An 18,026-nucleotide genomic window follows, 5' to 3' on the forward strand; every position below is an offset into this window, starting at 1 on the left:
CGCATTAAGCGCCGTTTTTTTGTTCGGCTAATTTTATTAGATTGAAAGCAAATAGACCTCCCTGGTTGAGGGGGAATTCTTAGCATAGAGCCTGTATATAACTGAGTAAGAAAGCATCACATCCGGAAATCGTCTAATAAGCGCTAATGAACAACATACCTGAAAAATATATTTTCTATATTATATTATCAATAATGAAAGAATATTTTTCACAGTAAAAGAATAAACAAAGTATTAACAATAAGAGCTGGGGGGGTAATTATTTTGTTTGTTGAAATAATTAATCCCCGCCATTGTTAATGTTTGCTTACATTTTATTTATATGAAATGTTAATTGTTTATCTAGTTTTAATTTGTTCAGGAGCTGTTAATACTTTTATTAATTGAGTATTACTGGTTAGCTTTGGTGGCAAGATAAATGAAATGGCTTATACCCATATACCCAATAAGGTGATATGGCTCAAAAATTCAGAACGCAATATGATACTTAATGACTAATTACACAAAAAATGTGACGTAAGTTGAGTAATAACTCTATATTCAGGTGTAGATTATATGCAATTCGTATTGTTCTGAATAATGATCTGATGATAGATATTAATGCTGGTAAAGAGCGAATAATTCAGGAGTTTGTACCGGGAAAGCAAGTCACACTTGCGCATCTTGTTGCAAATCCAACCGAAGAGTTATGTGAACGAGTAGGGGTAGAAAGTTTAGGTGCGATAGGAATCCTAACTTTAACACCTGGTGAAACATCCATCATTGCTGGTGATATAGCAACCAAAGCTGCCAATGTCAGTATTGGTTTTCTTGACCGATTTTCAGGGGCGCTTGTTATTACAGGTAGTGTTGCTTCTGTAGAGGAGTCATTAAAAACCGTTGTAAGAGTATTAAATGATACGTTGGCTTATAACACCTGCGATTTAACGCGAACATAATTATGGAAAATACTCAGTTAGGAAATATCGCTTTTATTGGTGAGGTTGACGCAGGTAAGTCTGCGCTAATTAATAAATTAATCGATCAGGAAACTAATATTGGTAAAACTCAGTCACCGATATTTTATCAGGGGCGTGTTATCGATACTCCTGGAGAGTTTATTGATAATCGTTCGTGGAATGGTGCACTGCTTTCAACGATATCCAGTGTTAAAACAATTGTGATTTTGCAGCCTGCTACGGCAAAAAGATTAACTGCTCCGAGTGGTTTATTGCGTGTATATCCTAATAAAAATATTGTTGGGGTAATTAGTAAGGTTGATGCAGAAGGTGCTGATTGTGAGCGAGCAAGTGCTCTGTTCAAACAACACGGTATTCATGGACCATTTTTTTATACGTCCATTTTTGATCAGGCATCAATTGATCAGCTCTATGACCATTTACTTTCATTCCAGCCTGTCGTGTTGGAGTGAGTTGTGTGTAACCACCAAGGATTGCAGTAATGAAAACATTAATCTCTGCTGCGGATGTGCGTAAGGCAAAGTCGGAAAACCGTCTGTACCTAATCGCACCCGTGAAAGATTTTATTATTACACCTGAAGCCCGCGATGTTGCCAAAGTGGAAGGCATCGAGTTTGTTGATGAAGCGCCTGCTGCGCCGCAACCGCAAATAACCCCTCCAGTGGCAGCACCGGTGTTAACAGCAGAAATGCAAGTTCAGCCAATACAGCCTGCGGTTGTGCCGACCTCATCTATCGCGAAAGATATTCAAGCTGAAGTTGAATCAAAGCTTGCCAACGTTAATGGCGAAAAAAGTGAGTTAATTCAAGCGTTAGTTGCCAAAGCTTTAGCTGATTTTAATATGCAGGCACCAGATTCGCCTCGCCAAATTAATGATGACGGTATTGTACTTGTACGTGGTAATGCTGTTCAGCTCGGCGCGTTTGATGGTGCCCCGGGTAAGAATATTGGTCTGACAGATGTGATTGGTGCTCAGGAAAATAGCAATATGGGGGTCGGGTATATGGGGTGGGAGAATGCATTTTTTCCATGGACCCTGTGCTATGACGAAGTCAATGTCGTACTAGAAGGTGAATTCCACGTAAAAACGGCTGCCGGCACAACGATTGGTAAGCCTGGTGATGTCATTTTTATCCCGAAGGGAAGTTCGGTTGAGTTTGGTACTCCTACTCATGTGCGATACGTCTACATTACTTATCCGGTTGAGTGGGCGTAAGTATGGATAAGCCTGTCACACCTTCGTTTGTCACCGAAGATTACCTTCGCCAGCATGTTGGGCTGCGTCAGGGAGGGGAGATCCATCTTCCTCTTGGTACCCGATTTACACCATCTGCACAGCAAATGCTGAGCGAAAAGCAGATCACAGTGCATTGGAGAGATGAAAAAGGTCAGGTATTTGTTGGTGAAGAAACAGAGCAGGGTCAGGTGCTGGAAAAGGTACACCCGCTCAAGACTAACAATGTACGCCCTGATAATGCCTGCATGCTATGTGGTTCAGATGTTGAACAAAAACCTGCGTTGATGACGCATTTAAACGATCACATGCTGGTACCCAAAACGCATCCAAGAATTCAGCTGCGAGGCAAACTCGACAGTTGCATTAGCTATTGTGTCTTAGTGCAATGTGCGATGGAACAACAGCCAGATATGCTTCAGGGTTTTATGGCGGACATTCGTTCTTATCTTGGTCAAACCATGCAATGTGAGGTTACGGAAAACCTGTTACCTGAGCCCACTATGGGTGAGTTTAATGCCGATGTAGTTCATCGCTGGTCGCATACTCCATTGCGTTATCTAGGCCATGACCATTTGTTGCCAGATGTGAGTTACGGCGGATTAGTCGCTCAATTGAACTACTTACGTGCCTTAGTACGTGAGTTAGAGCTGATGGCTAGTCAAGTCTATATGGATCACAGCATGCAACTGACTCGCAATGACATCGTTGCTGGCTTGAACCGATTATCCAGCGCGGTGTATGTGGTGATGATTTTGGTACTTCAATGCCAAAACGGTCAATCGTCGATATTAAGAGGTTTGTGCAATGAAATTACTTGAGCAATGCCGTGCTCAGTGTTTGAAGAGCCCAAAACGTATCGTATTTCCTGATGCCAATGATGTTCGTTTACTGCACGCCGCCAATGACATGAAGCTTGCAGGATTAGCTGAGCCAATCTTGTTGGGTAGTCCGTTTCAGTTACGTGACCTTGCGCACCGTAGTGGTATTGCCGTGCCTTGTCTGACGTTGTTATCGCCAGAATCTGCGGGTTGCTTTGATGAGATGGTGAAGAGTTATATTGCCAAGCAACGCAAGCCTATTACGGTCGAAGAGGCTACCGATCGTCTTAAAAAGCCCCTCGATTTTGCCATGATGATGGTGGATCAGGGTTACGCCGATATTTGTATCGGCGGCAATGTGTCAACAACGGGTGATGTTATTCGTGCTGCCATTCGCGGTACAGGCGTTGCGCCGGGTTCTAAAACAGTTTCTAGCTTCTTCTTGATGCTCTCGCCCGATGGTGAACAGGTTCATGCTTTTTCGGATGCGGGGGTCATTCCGTTGCCGACGGCTGAGCAGTTAGCCGATATTGCGATTGATACCGCACGTAACTATCAACAGCTAACGGGCAATATTCCGCGTGTGGCGATGTTGTCGTTTTCAACCAAAGGCAGTGCGGATCATCCTGCAGTTAGTAAGGTGACGGAAGCGACGGAGATGGTTCGCCAGCGTCAACCTGATCTGATCATCGATGGTGAAGTACAGTTTGATGCTGCAATTGTTCCGGCCGTTGCTGCACAGAAAATGCCTGATAGCCCACTAGGCGGTCTGGCAAATGTGTTTATCTTTCCATCTTTGAATGCGGGCAATATTGCATACAAAGTTGCCCAACGTTTAGGTGGCTATATCGCACTGGGCCCGATGCTGCAAGGCTTGGCGTCACCGGTGCATGATTTATCTCGGGGCTGTAGTGCGAACGATATCGTTGATATATCGGTTTTGGCATCTAGCCTGTGTAAATAAACCTATTTAACCAGTAAAGAACTCTAAGGATTTAATAATGGAAGCGCTAGGCATAATTGAAACCAAAGGTCTAACGGCACTGATCGAAGCATCTGATGCGATGGTCAAAGCAGCACGCGTACAGTTGGTCGGTTACAAGCAAATCGGTTCGGGCATCGTGTCTGCGATGGTTCGCGGCGACGTAGCTGCTTGCAAAGCGGCAACAGATGCAGGCGCGGCTGCTGCGCAACGTCTTGGCGAAGTGGTTGCGGTTCATGTTATCCCTCGTCCACATGGTGATTTGGAAGCAATCTTCCCAATTACTATTGAAGAAGAAGAAACAAAAACGGCTGCGGCCAAACCTCGTAATACAACCAAATAAATCTGAGTGAGGACAAATAAATGGACGCTTTAGGAATTCTAGAAACAAAAGGGCTAACTGCACTGATTGAAGCATCTGATGCAATGGTGAAAGCCGCGCGTGTTGAGCTCGTTGGTTATCAGCAAATTGGTTCTGGCTATGTAACAGCGTTAATCCGCGGTGATGTTGCTTCTTGTAAAGCGGCGACAGATGCGGGTTCTGTTGTTGCACAACGTTTGGGTGAACTTGTTGCTGTACACGTTATCCCTCGCCCTCATAGTGATTTGGAAAAAGTGTTTCCAATTAAAATTAAATAATTCGATTCCCCTTAGCGATAAATGAGGAGTATTCGAAAAGGTAGGAGATCGTATGCGAGTTGCACGCGTTATAGGCCATGTGATTGCTACGGTTCGAAGTCAGCACATGCGAATGGACAAGCTTTGTCTCGTTGAATTTGTTGATAAGAATGGTGGTACATCAGGGGATATTCATATCGCAATGGATCAGCTTGGTGCTGGTGAAGGTGAGTGGGTAATGGTTGTTTCCGGCAGTTCCGCTCGAGCCGCTTATGGCAGTGTGGAAAACGATTCTCCGGTTGACCTTTGTGTGGTCGGAATTATTGATGAAGTAACAGCAGCTAGCAAGCAATTGTATAGTAAGCGCGGCTAGCTGTTTGGAGAAGGTTCCTTATGGATCAGCAGCAAATAGAAGAGATTGTTAGACGTGTCGTCCTGCAGCTTAATGGCAGCGCGGTAGGCACGCCTTCTGTGAATGAACAAGGGGATTACGGTATTTATCCGACATTGGATGGTGCCGTGGCAGCTGCGAAATCTGCCCAGCGTGAAATTCGTACCCTTGCCCTGCGTGATGACATTATATTAGCTGTTCGCCGAACGGCGAAAAAACATGCCAAAGAGCTATCCGAGATGGCGGTGGCAGAAACCGGCTTTGGCCGTGTTGAAGACAAAGTAGCTAAGCATCTTTTGGTAGCACACCGTACTCCTGGTACGGAAATTCTTGTTCCGCAGGCGGTATCGGGTGATGCCGGTATGAGCCTGATGGAAAATGCCCCGTGGGGGGTGATTGCGTCAGTAACACCAAGCACTAACCCATCATGCACTGTTATTAATAATGCAATTAGTATGATTGCTGCTGGTAATGCCGTGGTATTTGCCCCGCACCCAGCGGCGAAAAAAGTGTCTCAGTACGCGATTCAGTTGGTTAACAAAGCGTCTGAAAGTGTTGGTGGACCAGCCAATATCTGTACATCTGTGGCGACGCCTTCGCTAGAAAATGCGCAGGCTCTATTTACTTATCCAGGTATTGGTTTGTTGGTTGTTACCGGTGGTGATGCTGTTGTTGATGCTGCCCGTAAAGTGACAGACAAACGTTTGATTGCAGCAGGACCAGGTAACCCACCGGTTGTGGTTGATGAAACTGCTGACTTAGAGCGTGCTGCAATCTCTATCGTTCAAGGGGCATCATTCGATAACAATATTGTCTGCGCTACTGAAAAAGAGATCATCGCTGTTGCTTCTATTGCTGATGAGCTTAAAGCACAGATGTGTCGTCATGGGGCTTATGAGGTAACACCAGAGCAAGCAGAAGCGATTGCTCGTGTGGTACTGAAATGTTATCCGGGTGATAAGCCTACGGCTAATCCCAAATGGGTTGGGCGTGATGCAGCCAAACTAGCGGAAGCAGCAGGAATTGATGTACCTGCTGATACCCGCTTGTTGATCTTTGATGCCGATAAATCGCATGTATTTGCGGTAATTGAACAGATGATGCCGATTCTTCCGTTAATTCGTGCTGCCAATGCTGATCAGGCCATAGATTGGGCAGTAGAGTTGGAATCAGGCAATCGCCACACTGCAGCAATTCACTCCAAGAATATTGATGTGTTGACTCGTATGGCTTACGAGATGGACTGTAGCCTGTTGGCTAAAAATGGTCCGGCTATTGCGGCGATTGGTGCGGGTGGCGAAGGCTGGACAACGATGACAATCTCGACGCCAACAGGGGAAGGGGTTACGAACGCGTTGACCTTTACTCGTAAGCGTCGTTGTACTGCTGTTGATGCATTCAGGATTGTATAAGTCATGACGACATACCTCGAACAAGCTAACCAAAATTTGTTGATTATCGATGAGATAGTCAATGACGAGACAGCGAGTACAGCACCTGATACTTGGTTTATCGGTATTGATTTGGGTACTGCTGATATTCAGACCGTGGTCATTGATGGAGAAGGAACGCCTGTTGCGGCGTTCCTTGACTGGGCCGATGTCGTTCGCGATGGGGTTGTTGTTGATTACGTGGGTGCTTGTCGCATTGTTCGTGCTCAACTGGCAAAAGTTCAGCAGAAATTCGGCATTTTAGTGGAAGAAGCGATTACCTCTTACCCTCCTGGTACCGATCCCCGTATTTCAATCAATGTTGTTGAATCTGCAGGTATTATTGTAAGTCATGTTATTGATGAACCATGCAGTGTGGCGGGATTACTGCATATTGAGAACGGTGCGGTTGTAGATGTTGGTGGCGGTACGACAGGTACGGCAATCATTGAGAATGGGCAATTGGTCAGTTCTCTGGATGAGCCATCTGGTGGGCGTCATGTCAGCTTGGCTATCGCGGGTGGTTTGGGTATTGATATGGAAGAAGCGGAGCAACAAAAACGCCGAAGCCATGAAGACCCATTGATTGCGGCGATGGCGAAGCCAGTCATTGAAAAAATGTCAGATATTGTCGAAGGCCATATTGCAGAACACCAGCCGGGCATCATTTATCTGACTGGTGGTGGCACCTTGATTGCTGGTTTTGCCCAGATCTTCCGTAAAACGTTCCCTGCTCTGGAAGTGGTTGAGCTGACGCGCGCGCTGTACCTGACACCGCTTGCGATTGCTAGTTATGGCCTCACGCTGAAGGGGAAGGAGTAAGTCATGTCGGTATCCAGTAACGAAATAGCCTCTATTGTGCAGCAGACATTGCAGCAATATCGACCTTATCGCGGTTTTACGTTTCGTTCGCCTGCCATTACGGTGACGGGGGGGCATTGTGTAAATCAACTGGGTGACATTTTGCTTGAGCTCGGTGCGACTCATGTTTTACTCGTCGCCGATAAGATGGTTTATCAATTGGGGCTTACAACGGGCAGTGAAAATGCCATTCGTTTGGCTGGTTTGAAACTGACGCTGTTCACCGACGTCGAAGGGGAGCCTGATAGCCGCCTAATTGCTCGCGGCCAGGCTGTTCTATCGACAAGCAAGGCTGATTTTGTGCTTGGTATTGGTGGCGGTTCTGCTCTGGATGCAGCCAAGGCAATTGCAGTTATTGGTGATTATCAAGGTCCATTGACTGCATTTAAAGTCGGTGGTATTGCCTCTCGTCAAGTCGGGCTTGGAGCTATTCCAACAACAGCAGGCACGGGATCGGAAGTGACCGATATCACGGTAATTAAAGACGTCGAATTAGATATCAAGGTGCCAGTGAAAGGGCCTGCTTTGGTGCCTGATCTGGCGTTACTGGATCCCGCCTTGATGCTGGGTGTTCCGGCTAGTATTACGGCAGCAACAGGGGTTGATACCTTAACTCATGCAGTTGAAGCCTACGTGTCTCGCCAGACAAACCCATTATCAAAAGCCTATGCCTATCATGCGATTGAAGCGTTGATTAAAGCGCTGCCGGTTGCTGTGGGGTATGGTCAAGATATGGATAAACGTTACGACATGGCAGTGGCGGCTTATAAAGCCGGGCTGGCATTTAGCAATGCTGGTTTGGGATTAACACATGCTATCGCACACCAAATCGGTGCTCGATACCACCTACCACACGGTGTGGCTAACGCCATATTATTGCCTTATGTAATGGCCTTCAATGCATTGAGCTGTGAAGCCGATTATGCCGAAATTGCCAATGCACTAGGAGTGAGCCGCGAAGCGATGACCCAACGTGATCGTTGCCGTGCCGCTATTTTAACGGTGCGTCAGCTAGTCGTGGATTTAGGATTACCGACATCACTGGCCGATGTTGGTATTACCGAACAGGATTTGGCTTTGTTGGCAGAACAAGCTATGCAAGATATTTGCTTGCAGGGCAACCCTCGTCAGGTAACGCCAGTTCAGATCGTTGAGTTGTTGAAGCAAGTTATTGCAGGGCAACTACCAGAGGGATATTGCTGATGGATAGGAAAATTGTCCACAGTGTCGGCATTGATATCGGTACTACGACAACCCAAGTGATTTTTTCGAATTTGACCGTAGTCAACCGTGCTCCTGCATCGCAAGTACCAGTTTATGAGTTTGTTGATCGCGAAATATCGTATGAAAGTCCGGTGTCTTTCACCCCGATTAACCATCAGGGCACGATTGATGCGAATCGTCTACGTCAGTTTATTGAGCAGCAGATTGAATTGGCTGGCTTTGCCGCAGAAGGCGTTGAGACTGGTGCCATTATAATCACGGGTGAAACTGCGAAAGCACACAACGCGCGTGATGCCATTATGGATTTGTCGCAGCAGCTGGGTGATTTCGTAGTGGCAACAGCAGGACCGAACTTGGAGTCGGTGATTGCTGGTCGCGGAAGTGGTGCTCAGGAGTTATCACAACATAATCATCTTAAGGTAATGAATATCGATATCGGCGGGGGTACCTCGAATTATGTGGTATTTGACTGCGGTCGTGTTGTGTCGACAGCTTGCCTGAATATTGGTGGGCGCTTGGTTGAGTTGAATGAACAGGGAGATATCACTTTTGTACACAAGCCCGCTATTGCTGTGATGCAAGATCTATTTGGTGAAGCATTAAACCCACGGCAAATTACCGTTGATCACTTGAATAGAATTGTCTCACGTATGGCTGATTTGATTGTCGAGGTGATGACGGGGCAACTATCCCCCCTCGCGGTACAGCTTCTACAAACTCCAGCGTTAGATTCTCTGGCAGACATTGATGCTGTCTTTTTGAGCGGTGGTGTTGGTGAGTGTTATTACCAGCGAAATAGCGAAGAAAAACAGTTTGGTGATATTGGTCCGCGTTTGGCTAATGCCTTACTAAGCCATCATGATCTCGCTGATCGACCAGTAAGAAAACCCAACCAGACTGTGCGCGCCACTGTTATCGGTGCTGGTGCGTATTCGCTTTCGCTATCAGGATCTACGATTTGGTTGAATTCTGATGAGCTACCACTGAAAAACATTCCGGTGGTGCATCCGGCGGTTGATTGGGAAAGTGAAAGCCCTTCGATTTGCGCTGAAATTGTGATTGCTGCAGAGCGAATGGATTTAGCGTTGGGCTGTGATCGCTATGCAATTGCAATCGATAGTGGCATGCCCGTGCGTTATTACGCTGTTCAGCATGTGGCTTGCGAGCTAGCTCGTTTTTATCGTGAGCATGGTAATCACCAGTCACCAGCATTTATCGTCGTGCACAACGATATTGGAAAAGCGCTCGGCATGGAGTTACAGCCATTACTCCATCCACAACCTGTGAGCGTAATAGATGAAGTGATCACCCATGAAGGTGACTACATCGATATTGGCAACAGTTACTTCGGCGGGGAGATCGTTCCTTTGACAGTTAAATCACTCGCCTTCCCGTCTTAATAGGAGTTATGCATGAAGTTGAAAACCCACCTGTTTGGTCAAACTTACCAATTCAGGGATGTAAAAGAAGTATTGGCGAAAGCCTCTGACCTACGTTCGGGCGACATCTTAGCGGGTGTTGCTGCTGAAACCGCTCAGGAGCGTGTTGCTGCTAAGCATGTGCTTTCTGAATTGACCTTGAAAGATTTGCGTGAAAACCCAGTAGTTAGCTACGAAAGCGACATCATTACTCGGATTAATCAAGATAGTCTAAACCGTTCGATGTTTGAGAAGATCCAGAATTGGTCTGTGAGTGAGTTGCGTGAGTATTTATTGTCAGACGACATGACGCACGAAGACATGCAGCGCGTACGCAAGGGTTTAACGGCTGAGATCGTTTCGGCGGTTGGTAAGGTTTGCTCGAACGGCGACTTGATGTATGGCGCAAAAAAAATGCCGGTGGTGACTAAGGCCAATGCAACGGTCGGTTTACCTGGCCACTTTAGCTGTCGCTTACAGCCAAACGATACCCGCGACAATGTTAGCTCAATTTTGGCTCAGACTTTTGAAGGCTTGACCTACGGCTGTGGCGATGCCGTGATTGGCATCAACCCGGTGACAGACAGCGTTGAAAATACGACTCAGATGCTGAATGCGATTCAGGATGTGATCAATAAGTGGGATATTCCAACTCAACCTTGTGTGTTGTCACACATTACGACCCAAATGGAAGCGGTTCGCCGCGGCGCACCTGGCGGTCTCTTATTTCAAAGTATTGCGGGTTCTGAAAAAGGCCTTACTGAGTTTGGTGTCAGTGTCGAGATGCTGGATGAAGCCTACGAAATCGGTAAGCAGTACTGCAATCTGGCCGGCGAAAACATGATGTATTTCGAGACTGGACAGGGCTCAGAATTATCAGCAGATGCGCACCATGGTGCTGATCAGATGACGATGGAAGCTCGTTGTTACGCGCTTGCACAGCGTTATAACCCGCACTTGGTGAATACCGTTGTTGGTTTTATTGGTCCTGAGTACCTTTATAACCATCAACAGATCATCCGTGCAGGCCTTGAAGATCACTTCATGGGTAAGCTATCTGGTATGCCGATGGGGTGCGATGCTTGCTATACCAACCATGCAGATACAGACCAAAATTCGAATGAAAACTTGGTGACATTGTTGGCGGCTGCGGGGGTTAACTTTGTTATCGGGATGCCAATGGGTGACGATATCATGTTGAATTACCAAACCACTTCTTTCCATGATACGGCCTCGGTTCGTCAGTTACTGAATCTTCGTCCTGCGCCGGAGTTTGAAGCTTGGATGGAAACTATGGGTCTGATGGAAAATGGACGTCTAACGCGTAAAGCAGGCGACCCATCAATCTTCTTCAAGTAAGGGTGTGGCAATGAACGAACAAAAAATTCAAGACATCGTAGCAACAGTGCTCGCCCAACTTGGCGAAACAAACGTAGCTGCTTCAGATATAACTAAGGTTGTGAATGCAGTAACGCCAGCTGCGGGGGGATATGTACCACAGGTAAGTGCTGAGTCACTGCCTGACTTGGGGGATATTCAGTTTAAGAAGTGGAACGGTATTCAGAATGCGGTCGACAAAAAAGTGGTTGAAGACCTGATGTCGCAAACTGATGCCCGCGTAGGAACAGGAAGAACTGGACCACGCCCACGTACTACAGCGTTGCTACGTTTCCTTGCAGATCACTCTCGATCAAAAGATACCGTGATCAAAAACGTTGAATCTTCATGGTTGCAGGAACGCAACTTGATGGAAGTTCAATCGTGCGCATCAGATAAAGATGAATACCTAACTCGTCCTGATTTGGGCCGAAAGCTGAATGATGCAGGAAAAGCATTGATTCAAAGTAACTGTAAGAAAGCACCGCAGGTGCAGGTTGTTTTGTCTGATGGTCTGAGTCTTGATGCGGTAACCGTGAACCACGATGAAATCTTACCACCATTACTAAATGGATTGAAAAATGCCGGCTTAGATGTGGGTACACCTTTCTTCCTTCGTTATGGCCGTGTAAAGGCACAAGATGAAATCGGCATGCTGTTGAACGCTGAAGTTAACTTGTTACTGATCGGTGAGCGCCCTGGGTTAGGGCAGTCTGAGTCATTAAGTTGTTACGCTATCTACAAGCCAACAAGCGAGACAGTAGAATCTGACCGTACCGTGATTTCCAATATTCACGCAGGCGGGACGCCACCAGTTGAAGCGGCTGCTGTGATTGTCGATTTAGTGAAGAATATGCTTGAAAAGAAAGCCAGTGGCATCAAATTAAAGCGCTGATATAGGGAATAATCATGGCTATTTTAGACAAAATCCAACCAGCAGTTTTAGCGACGCGAGTGATTGCTTCCGTTGATCCTGTTTATAAAGAAAAAATGGGCTTGAAGCCTCATCACCACAGTATTGGTATTATCACCGCTGATTGTGACGATGTAACGTATTGTGCACTGGATGAAGCGACCAAAGCGGCAAATGTAGATGTGGTTTACGCGCGTTCTTTCTATGCGGGTGCCGCACATTCATCGGGTCCGACATCGGGAGAGGTGATCGGTATCTTGGCTGCGGCATGTCCTGCCGACGTGATTGCCGGATTGGATCGAGCCAAAGCATTCATTGAAGATGAAGCGGCATTCCAATGTGCAGATGAAAACGGTGACATTGCGTATTTTGCTCATCTTGTATCTTCAACAGGCAGTTATTTGTCTGAAGAAGCTGGTGTCGAACAGGGCGAAGCTTTGGCTTATGTTATTGCACCGCCATTAGAGGCAATGTTTGCACTTGATGCAGCCTTGAAAGCCGCAGATGTTAAGTTGGTGAACCTGTTCGCACCACCATCAGAGACTAACTTTGGTGGTGGGCACTTAACTGGTTCACAGGCCGCTTGTCGTGCCGCGTGTGATGCTTTTGAGGCAGCAGTGCTTGAAGTCGCACGCAACCCAATTGCGAACTAGGTAGGAGTGCAGTTGTGAATCCGTTATTACAACAGATTCAGCATGGCGGCGTGATTGGCGCAGGTGGGGCAGGCTTTCCCACCTACGTTAAGCTCGACTGCCAGGTCGAATTGGTTTTGGCTAATGGCGCTGAATGTGAGCCGCTGTTGTACAAAGATCAGGTGCTCATGCAGCGTTGGGGCAAAGAGCTTTGTGGCGGGATGTTGATTGCCATGAAGCAGGTTGGTGCCGCGCGGGGAGTGATTGGTATTAAGAAAAAAAATGCCGACACCATTGCTTGTTTACAAGCGCAGTTACCGTCCGGTATTGAATTGCTGCTAATGGAAGATGTTTATCCTGCTGGAGACGAAGTTGAACTGGTTTATCAGGCAACGGGGAAGCGGATACCTTCGGGTGGTTTACCCAAAGAAATTGGCGTGATGGTGAACAATATCGAATCGTTCATTAACGTCTTCCATGCGGCGCAGGGAATTCCGGTAACGGAAACCATGATCACTGTACATGGCGAGGTTCGTCAACCATATACTGCCTGGCTGCCTATTGGCTTGTCCTACCGTGAGGCAATTGAATTAGCTGGTGATATAACAAGTCGTGATTTCATTGTGGTCGAAGGTGGACCAATGATGGGCTCAGTGACGGATAATCTTGATAAGCCGATTACAAAAATTTCCAGTGGATTACTGGTGTTGCCACGTAGTTCGCGGATCGCCACGATAAAAATGCGCAGTGAGCAAAACCTTCGTCGGATCGGCAAGGCTGCCTGTGATCAATGCAGTATGTGTACGTCAATGTGTCCGCGTAATTTGTTGGGTTACCCTGTGAAGCCTCACTTGGCTATGCGTTCGCTACAGGTTTCTGGTGCCAATAATCTGAGTTATGCATTGGCTGCTCAGGCGTGTTGTGAGTGTAACTTATGCACCATGTGGTCATGCCCCGAAGGGTTAGACCCAAGCCGAGTATGCGCGACCACTAAGCGGGCACTGCGTGATGAGCAGAAATTATTATCACCGGCGCAGTTGCAAGCGAATACCACCGAGGTTCACCCGTTACGAGATTACCGAGGTGTGCCGACAAAGCGTTTGGTACGTCGTCTTGAGTTAGCCGATTATGCGCAGACAAAAGCTGAATTTCGTGAGTGTGAACTGAATGTTAATCGCCTTTATATTCCGCTTTCTCAACATATTGGTCGACCTGCCGTTGCTGTAGTAAAGGTCGGTGATCGGGTTAGCAAAGGACAACTCATAGGCCAGCCTGCACCAGATGCATTGAGCGTTGCTGTGCATGCTAGCCGTGATGGAATTGTTGTAGAAGTAGGCGAGAGTATCGTTATTGATTGCCAGCACTAACAGTGCAGATGTGCCATCAAAAATGAATTGAACCCCAAACAGCAATAGAACAATAAAAAGAGCAAGTAATGGTAAATGCGATAGGTTGTATTGAGCTAAATTCGATTGCCCGTGGTTATTTGGTGGCTGATGCCATGTTAAAAGCGGCCAATGTCGAGATTCTATTTAATAGAACGATTTGTCCTGGCAAATTTATGGTCATGGTAGGTGGTGATGTTGCGGCAATTAATGCAGCAGTAGAAACTGGCCTTCGTGTTGGTGGAGGAGAAGTAGTGGATGATTTGGTGATTGCCAATGTTCATCCCGATGTTTTTCCGGCAATAGCAGGAACACGAGTTGTCGAGCAGACTTCTGCATTGGGTATTGTTGAAACATTTTCGGTGGCTGCGATTGTAGAAGCTGCCGATGCAGCTGTAAAAGCAGCCAATATTGAATTGCTGGAAGTGCATATGGCGATGGCAATTGGCGGTAAGGGATTCGTCACAATGACCGGAGATGTTGCAGCAGTACAGGCTGCAGTTGATGCTGCAGTAGAAAGAATTCGCACTAAGGGTGTACTGGTCGACAAAGTTGTAATTGCGCAACCAAGAAAAGAAATTTTGGAAGGTAAAGTTTAGGATCATTATTGTCAATGTGATGGAGTTCGGGGAGTTAAGTACTCGAATTCCGGTGCAATAACAGTAATTAATTTTATTATTGCTTATTAGCGGTAGTTAACAGTTCGCGTTATTGAAATTTAATTTTAGCCATATGTGGTCGCATAGGGCAGGGCTTGTTCGTCCTAAATTTAGGTGGACCTTCTGAACTTGCGATTATTGATGAATTATCAGGAAGGTAGAAACATCATGAATGACATTATTTTATATATTATGGTGGGCTTTATGGTGCTCGGTGCGATTGATAAAGTACTGGGTAATCGTTGGGGCTATGGAGAGCAATTTGACGAAGGTTTCATGGCTATGGGGGCATTAGCACTCGCAATGGTTGGTGTTGTTAGTTTGGCACCGGTATTGGCTAATTTGTTAAGCCCAATTGTAGTTCCTATTTATACTGCGCTTGGTGCCGATCCTTCTATGTTTGCAGGTACGTTATTGGCTAACGATATGGGAGCTTATCCTCTGGCACAGAGCATGGCTAATACACAAGAAGCAGGGATATTTTCCGGCTTGATTCTTGGTGCAATGATGGGGCCAACGTTGGTATTTACCATTCCAGTTGCGCTGGGAATTATTGAAAAGGAAGACACTAAATACCTTGCTCGTGGTGTATTGATTGGTCTAACGACGATTCCTGTCGGCTGTCTTGTTGGTGGCTTGGTTGCTGGTTTTGAGTTCACTATGATTCTGAGTAACCTTGTTCCGATTGTTATCGTTGCTGCATTGATTGCCGTCGGTCTATGGCTCAAACCAGATGCAATGATTCGCGGTTTCGAAGTGTTCGGCAAAGGTGTTATTGCGGTAATTACATTAGCACTGGCTGCTATTGTGGTTGAAACGCTAACGGGTGTGGTTCTAATTCCAGGTATGGCACCAATTTCAGATGGTATTGAAATTGTAGGTGCAATCGCGATTGTACTGGCTGGTGCATTCCCAATGGTGCACTTTATTACCAAGCACTTGAACAAACCTCTGATTAAAATGGGAAGTGCGATGGGGATGGGGGAAAAAGCCGCAGCTGGTCTTGTTGCCACAATGGCAAACAATATTGCGATGTTTAACATCTTTAAAGAAATGGATAATCGCGGCAAAGTGATAAACGTGGCATTTGCTGTGTGTGGTTCTTTCGTGTTTGGTGACCACCTAGGCTTTACTGCTGCAGTTAACAGCGACATGATTTCAGCGGTTGTTGCCGGTAAATTGGTCGGTGGATTTAGCGCATTGATTCTAGCGGTATATGTTACTCGCAATATGTCGTTTGACGAGCCAGAAGTGGAAGAAGAACATACAGAAGCTGCTGCTCACTAAATGCTTGTTGGCTTTATACTATGATGAATAAGCCCGCGGTTGCGGGCTTATTTGTTTTTCTGTTATGTTGCTAATACCCTTACGAGTATTTGATAACAGCTAATACTAATACGACAAACATACTGCTCAGCATAGGTACTGATGTACGTTTAATAACGTCTATTGGTGTAATGTTCGCAATGCCAGATACTGTAATAATAACGCCAGCAACTGGAGATATTGTACGTCCTATACCTGCAGCAAACAGAATAGGGACTAGTGGTAATAATGGGTTAACCCCAAAATTAGTCGCGATCTGAGGAACAATTGGAATGAACGCCATAACAGGAGCATTACCAGAGCCGGTAATAAATGCTGTTAGAAGAATAAAACCAGAGAACACGATTACGATGCCACTTGGTCCAAGGTCGAATGATTTAGCCGTATCGATCAGTGCTGTAATAGCGCCAACATTAGTTAAACCCGCCGAGAAAAATTCAGCTGCGATCATCAATGTTAATACGCTGGCAAAGATCATCCCCGTACCTTTTAGCCATGCTTCAAAGTTGTCAAAAGCACGTTGAATTGAACGAAAGCGGATCGCTTCAATAACAATACAAATCGTAATGGTAGACATCATTGCAATTGGAATTGTCATAGTGATAGATTCCATCACCATGCTTGAGAAACCAAATAAAAACACAAAAGGCAGTACCGGCAATAATGCATAGAAGCCCGGCACTGTGTCATTTTTGTCATGTTTTTCTTCTAGTGTTTTAAGGTACTTACCGCGATCTTGGGCTGGGTCATAGCCTTCTTTCTTATCGCAATAACGTTGCCAAGCAATATTTACAAACGGGATAGTGGCAAGCAATAGTACTTGGAATATAGTTTGGTGATTAACTACAAAATCCATGATTTCAACGTTAATTGCGTTGGCACCAATAACTGCATTTATTTGCCCCGGACCGTACTCCCATGCCGTTGGAATAACAATAGTAGCCACGGCTGTTTTGGCACTAACTCCAGCATTACGAAGTACGGGGTACAATGTGCCCATCAGCAATAACGAGAGTGATGTTGCACCAGTAATGAATACATACATAATGGAAACAAAAATGAGCACCAGTGCCAATAATACATAGGGGCTTTTCACTGCCATGACAGGTCGAGATGTTGACTTAACAAGCGCTTGAGAGGCACCAATGTGATTTAGGTAGGTTGATACACCGGCAATAGATACAAGCGTTAACCCTACCTTACCCAATCGGCTGTTCGTGATTTCAGCAAAACGTTGCCATAAATCAAAGAACAACGCACCTTGTGTTTTACCGTCAGAAAGAACAGGCGAAATATCATAGAGCTGGGCGAATGCCAATAACAATAAACCAGCTGTAATAAGTGTTGCTTGTGGATTGAATTTTTTGAGCATTGAATAGGCGACAAGGCCTACGATGGCAAGTGTAAATAAATATTGCATAAATAAAGTTCGATAGATTAGTAAGTTAAAACATACCGCCTAACTATAAAGTGTTATTTATTGATCTTCGGTTTAAATTCAAAATTAAACACTGCCTATTGGTTTTTATTGTGGCTTATATCGCTAAAAATGAATTGATAGATAAAATATTTAAACATTGATATTACATTGTGCTACGTATTTCATATCTATATTTGTAACAAAATATGAGCGCAGGCCGATACTTAATAAACTAGAACCGATAAGGCAGCATTTACTCGTTGAAAGTAATTGCACTTTTGGTTGATAAAAATTCAATAAATTATGATTTAAGTTCTACTTAACAGCAAGTTAAGACTCTTTATAAGGCTTTGTGTACATGTCGAATCTAGTTTTA

19 protein-coding genes are annotated in these 18,026 nt (G+C 45.6%); 18 read left to right on the top strand and 1 reads right to left on the bottom strand.

Translation table 11 applies throughout. The features are described from left to right. Positions 1-587: 587 nt before the first annotated feature. The 18 genes from eutS to eutH all read left to right on the top strand — a co-directional run bounded on the left by eutS (position 588) and on the right by eutH (position 16,191). A complete protein-coding gene (gene eutS, locus C9J48_RS10480; RefSeq protein ID WP_006229870.1) occupies positions 588-938 on the top strand; it encodes an ethanolamine utilization microcompartment protein EutS in 351 nt (116 codons plus the stop codon). Between the two features lie 2 nt (positions 939-940). Continuing rightward, positions 941-1,411 (top strand): EutP/PduV family microcompartment system protein, encoded by a 471-nt coding sequence (locus tag C9J48_RS10485; protein ID WP_006229871.1) that lies wholly within the window; start codon positions 941-943, stop codon positions 1,409-1,411. A gap of 29 nt (positions 1,412-1,440) precedes the next feature. Beyond that, on the top strand, positions 1,441-2,175 hold the full coding sequence (gene eutQ / locus C9J48_RS10490) for an ethanolamine utilization acetate kinase EutQ (RefSeq protein ID WP_006229872.1): 735 nt from the start codon (positions 1,441-1,443) through the stop codon (positions 2,173-2,175). 2 nt (positions 2,176-2,177) lie between these two features. Further along, positions 2,178-3,014, top strand: a complete 837-nt coding sequence (gene eutT / locus C9J48_RS10495) for an ethanolamine utilization cob(I)yrinic acid a,c-diamide adenosyltransferase EutT (RefSeq protein ID WP_006229873.1) — start codon at positions 2,178-2,180, stop codon at positions 3,012-3,014. After that, the gene (gene pta / locus C9J48_RS10500) at positions 3,001-3,978 is read left to right on the top strand and encodes a phosphate acetyltransferase (protein WP_006229874.1); all 978 of its coding nucleotides are present in this window, start codon (positions 3,001-3,003) and stop codon (positions 3,976-3,978) included. Before eutT ends, pta begins: the two co-directional genes overlap by 14 nt. Before the next feature lie 37 nt (positions 3,979-4,015). Continuing rightward, entirely contained in the window at positions 4,016-4,339 is a 324-nt protein-coding gene (eutM, locus tag C9J48_RS10505) for an ethanolamine utilization microcompartment protein EutM (protein WP_006229875.1), read from the top strand. Positions 4,340-4,359: 20 nt separating this feature from the next. Continuing rightward, positions 4,360-4,635, top strand: a complete 276-nt coding sequence (eutM, locus tag C9J48_RS10510) for an ethanolamine utilization microcompartment protein EutM (RefSeq protein ID WP_006229876.1) — start codon at positions 4,360-4,362, stop codon at positions 4,633-4,635. Between the two features lie 52 nt (positions 4,636-4,687). Then, positions 4,688-4,987: a EutN/CcmL family microcompartment protein gene (locus C9J48_RS10515; RefSeq protein ID WP_006229877.1), complete on the top strand. Its 300-nt coding sequence runs from the start codon at positions 4,688-4,690 to the stop codon at positions 4,985-4,987. Between the two features lie 20 nt (positions 4,988-5,007). Continuing rightward, positions 5,008-6,417, top strand: a complete 1,410-nt coding sequence (locus tag C9J48_RS10520; protein ID WP_006229878.1) for an aldehyde dehydrogenase family protein — start codon at positions 5,008-5,010, stop codon at positions 6,415-6,417. A gap of 3 nt (positions 6,418-6,420) precedes the next feature. Next, positions 6,421-7,257, top strand: coding sequence for an ethanolamine utilization protein EutJ (eutJ, locus tag C9J48_RS10525; protein WP_006229879.1), 837 nt, complete (start codon positions 6,421-6,423; stop codon positions 7,255-7,257). 3 nt (positions 7,258-7,260) lie between these two features. Then, entirely contained in the window at positions 7,261-8,499 is a 1,239-nt protein-coding gene (locus tag C9J48_RS10530) for an iron-containing alcohol dehydrogenase family protein (protein WP_006229880.1), read from the top strand. Then, positions 8,499-9,920 carry an ethanolamine ammonia-lyase reactivating factor EutA gene (locus tag C9J48_RS10535; RefSeq protein ID WP_107281112.1) on the top strand — a complete coding sequence of 474 codons (1,422 nt, stop codon included), beginning with the start codon at positions 8,499-8,501 and terminating at the stop codon, positions 9,918-9,920. Before C9J48_RS10530 ends, C9J48_RS10535 begins: the two co-directional genes overlap by 1 nt. Before the next feature lie 12 nt (positions 9,921-9,932). After that, complete coding sequence (locus tag C9J48_RS10540; RefSeq protein WP_006229882.1) at positions 9,933-11,297, top strand: ethanolamine ammonia-lyase subunit EutB; 1,365 nt, start codon at positions 9,933-9,935, stop codon at positions 11,295-11,297. Positions 11,298-11,307: 10 nt separating this feature from the next. Continuing rightward, the gene (gene eutC, locus C9J48_RS10545) at positions 11,308-12,210 is read left to right on the top strand and encodes an ethanolamine ammonia-lyase subunit EutC (RefSeq protein WP_006229883.1); all 903 of its coding nucleotides are present in this window, start codon (positions 11,308-11,310) and stop codon (positions 12,208-12,210) included. A gap of 14 nt (positions 12,211-12,224) precedes the next feature. Continuing rightward, positions 12,225-12,881, top strand: coding sequence for an ethanolamine utilization microcompartment protein EutL (gene eutL, locus C9J48_RS10550; protein ID WP_006229884.1), 657 nt, complete (start codon positions 12,225-12,227; stop codon positions 12,879-12,881). Positions 12,882-12,895: 14 nt separating this feature from the next. After that, positions 12,896-14,227 carry a 4Fe-4S dicluster domain-containing protein gene (locus C9J48_RS10555; RefSeq protein ID WP_006229885.1) on the top strand — a complete coding sequence of 444 codons (1,332 nt, stop codon included), beginning with the start codon at positions 12,896-12,898 and terminating at the stop codon, positions 14,225-14,227. 68 nt (positions 14,228-14,295) lie between these two features. Continuing rightward, a complete protein-coding gene (locus tag C9J48_RS10560) occupies positions 14,296-14,844 on the top strand; it encodes a BMC domain-containing protein (protein ID WP_006229886.1) in 549 nt (182 codons plus the stop codon). A 228-nt stretch (positions 14,845-15,072) separates the two neighbouring features. Then, the gene (gene eutH, locus C9J48_RS10565; protein ID WP_006229887.1) at positions 15,073-16,191 is read left to right on the top strand and encodes an ethanolamine utilization protein EutH; all 1,119 of its coding nucleotides are present in this window, start codon (positions 15,073-15,075) and stop codon (positions 16,189-16,191) included. Between the two features lie 79 nt (positions 16,192-16,270). Here the strand turns inward: eutH and dcuC are convergent, their stop codons facing one another. Then, a complete protein-coding gene (dcuC, locus tag C9J48_RS10570; RefSeq protein WP_107281114.1) occupies positions 16,271-17,650 on the bottom strand; it encodes a C4-dicarboxylate transporter DcuC in 1,380 nt (459 codons plus the stop codon). Positions 17,651-18,026: the final 376 nt, after the last annotated feature.

It is taken from the genome of Photobacterium profundum (assembly GCF_003026285.1).
GTDB classification, from domain to species: Bacteria; Pseudomonadota; Gammaproteobacteria; order Enterobacterales; family Vibrionaceae; genus Photobacterium; species Photobacterium profundum.

What these genes read in the sequence shown, in the direction of transcription:
- eutS (WP_006229870.1), top strand. Translation starts at nt 588, where the DNA reads ATGATAGATATTAATGCTGGTAAAGAGCGAATAATTCAGGAGTTTGTA.
- C9J48_RS10485 (WP_006229871.1), top strand. Translation starts at nt 941, where the DNA reads ATGGAAAATACTCAGTTAGGAAATATCGCTTTTATTGGTGAGGTTGAC.
- eutQ (WP_006229872.1), top strand. Translation starts at nt 1,441, where the DNA reads ATGAAAACATTAATCTCTGCTGCGGATGTGCGTAAGGCAAAGTCGGAA.
- eutT (WP_006229873.1), top strand. Translation starts at nt 2,178, where the DNA reads ATGGATAAGCCTGTCACACCTTCGTTTGTCACCGAAGATTACCTTCGC.
- pta (WP_006229874.1), top strand. Translation starts at nt 3,001, where the DNA reads ATGAAATTACTTGAGCAATGCCGTGCTCAGTGTTTGAAGAGCCCAAAA.
- eutM (WP_006229875.1), top strand. Translation starts at nt 4,016, where the DNA reads ATGGAAGCGCTAGGCATAATTGAAACCAAAGGTCTAACGGCACTGATC.
- eutM (WP_006229876.1), top strand. Translation starts at nt 4,360, where the DNA reads ATGGACGCTTTAGGAATTCTAGAAACAAAAGGGCTAACTGCACTGATT.
- C9J48_RS10515 (WP_006229877.1), top strand. Translation starts at nt 4,688, where the DNA reads ATGCGAGTTGCACGCGTTATAGGCCATGTGATTGCTACGGTTCGAAGT.
- C9J48_RS10520 (WP_006229878.1), top strand. Translation starts at nt 5,008, where the DNA reads ATGGATCAGCAGCAAATAGAAGAGATTGTTAGACGTGTCGTCCTGCAG.
- eutJ (WP_006229879.1), top strand. Translation starts at nt 6,421, where the DNA reads ATGACGACATACCTCGAACAAGCTAACCAAAATTTGTTGATTATCGAT.
- C9J48_RS10530 (WP_006229880.1), top strand. Translation starts at nt 7,261, where the DNA reads ATGTCGGTATCCAGTAACGAAATAGCCTCTATTGTGCAGCAGACATTG.
- C9J48_RS10535 (WP_107281112.1), top strand. Translation starts at nt 8,499, where the DNA reads ATGGATAGGAAAATTGTCCACAGTGTCGGCATTGATATCGGTACTACG.
- C9J48_RS10540 (WP_006229882.1), top strand. Translation starts at nt 9,933, where the DNA reads ATGAAGTTGAAAACCCACCTGTTTGGTCAAACTTACCAATTCAGGGAT.
- eutC (WP_006229883.1), top strand. Translation starts at nt 11,308, where the DNA reads ATGAACGAACAAAAAATTCAAGACATCGTAGCAACAGTGCTCGCCCAA.
- eutL (WP_006229884.1), top strand. Translation starts at nt 12,225, where the DNA reads ATGGCTATTTTAGACAAAATCCAACCAGCAGTTTTAGCGACGCGAGTG.
- C9J48_RS10560 (WP_006229886.1), top strand. Translation starts at nt 14,296, where the DNA reads ATGGTAAATGCGATAGGTTGTATTGAGCTAAATTCGATTGCCCGTGGT.
- eutH (WP_006229887.1), top strand. Translation starts at nt 15,073, where the DNA reads ATGAATGACATTATTTTATATATTATGGTGGGCTTTATGGTGCTCGGT.
- dcuC (WP_107281114.1), bottom strand. Translation starts at nt 17,650, where the DNA reads ATGCAATATTTATTTACACTTGCCATCGTAGGCCTTGTCGCCTATTCA.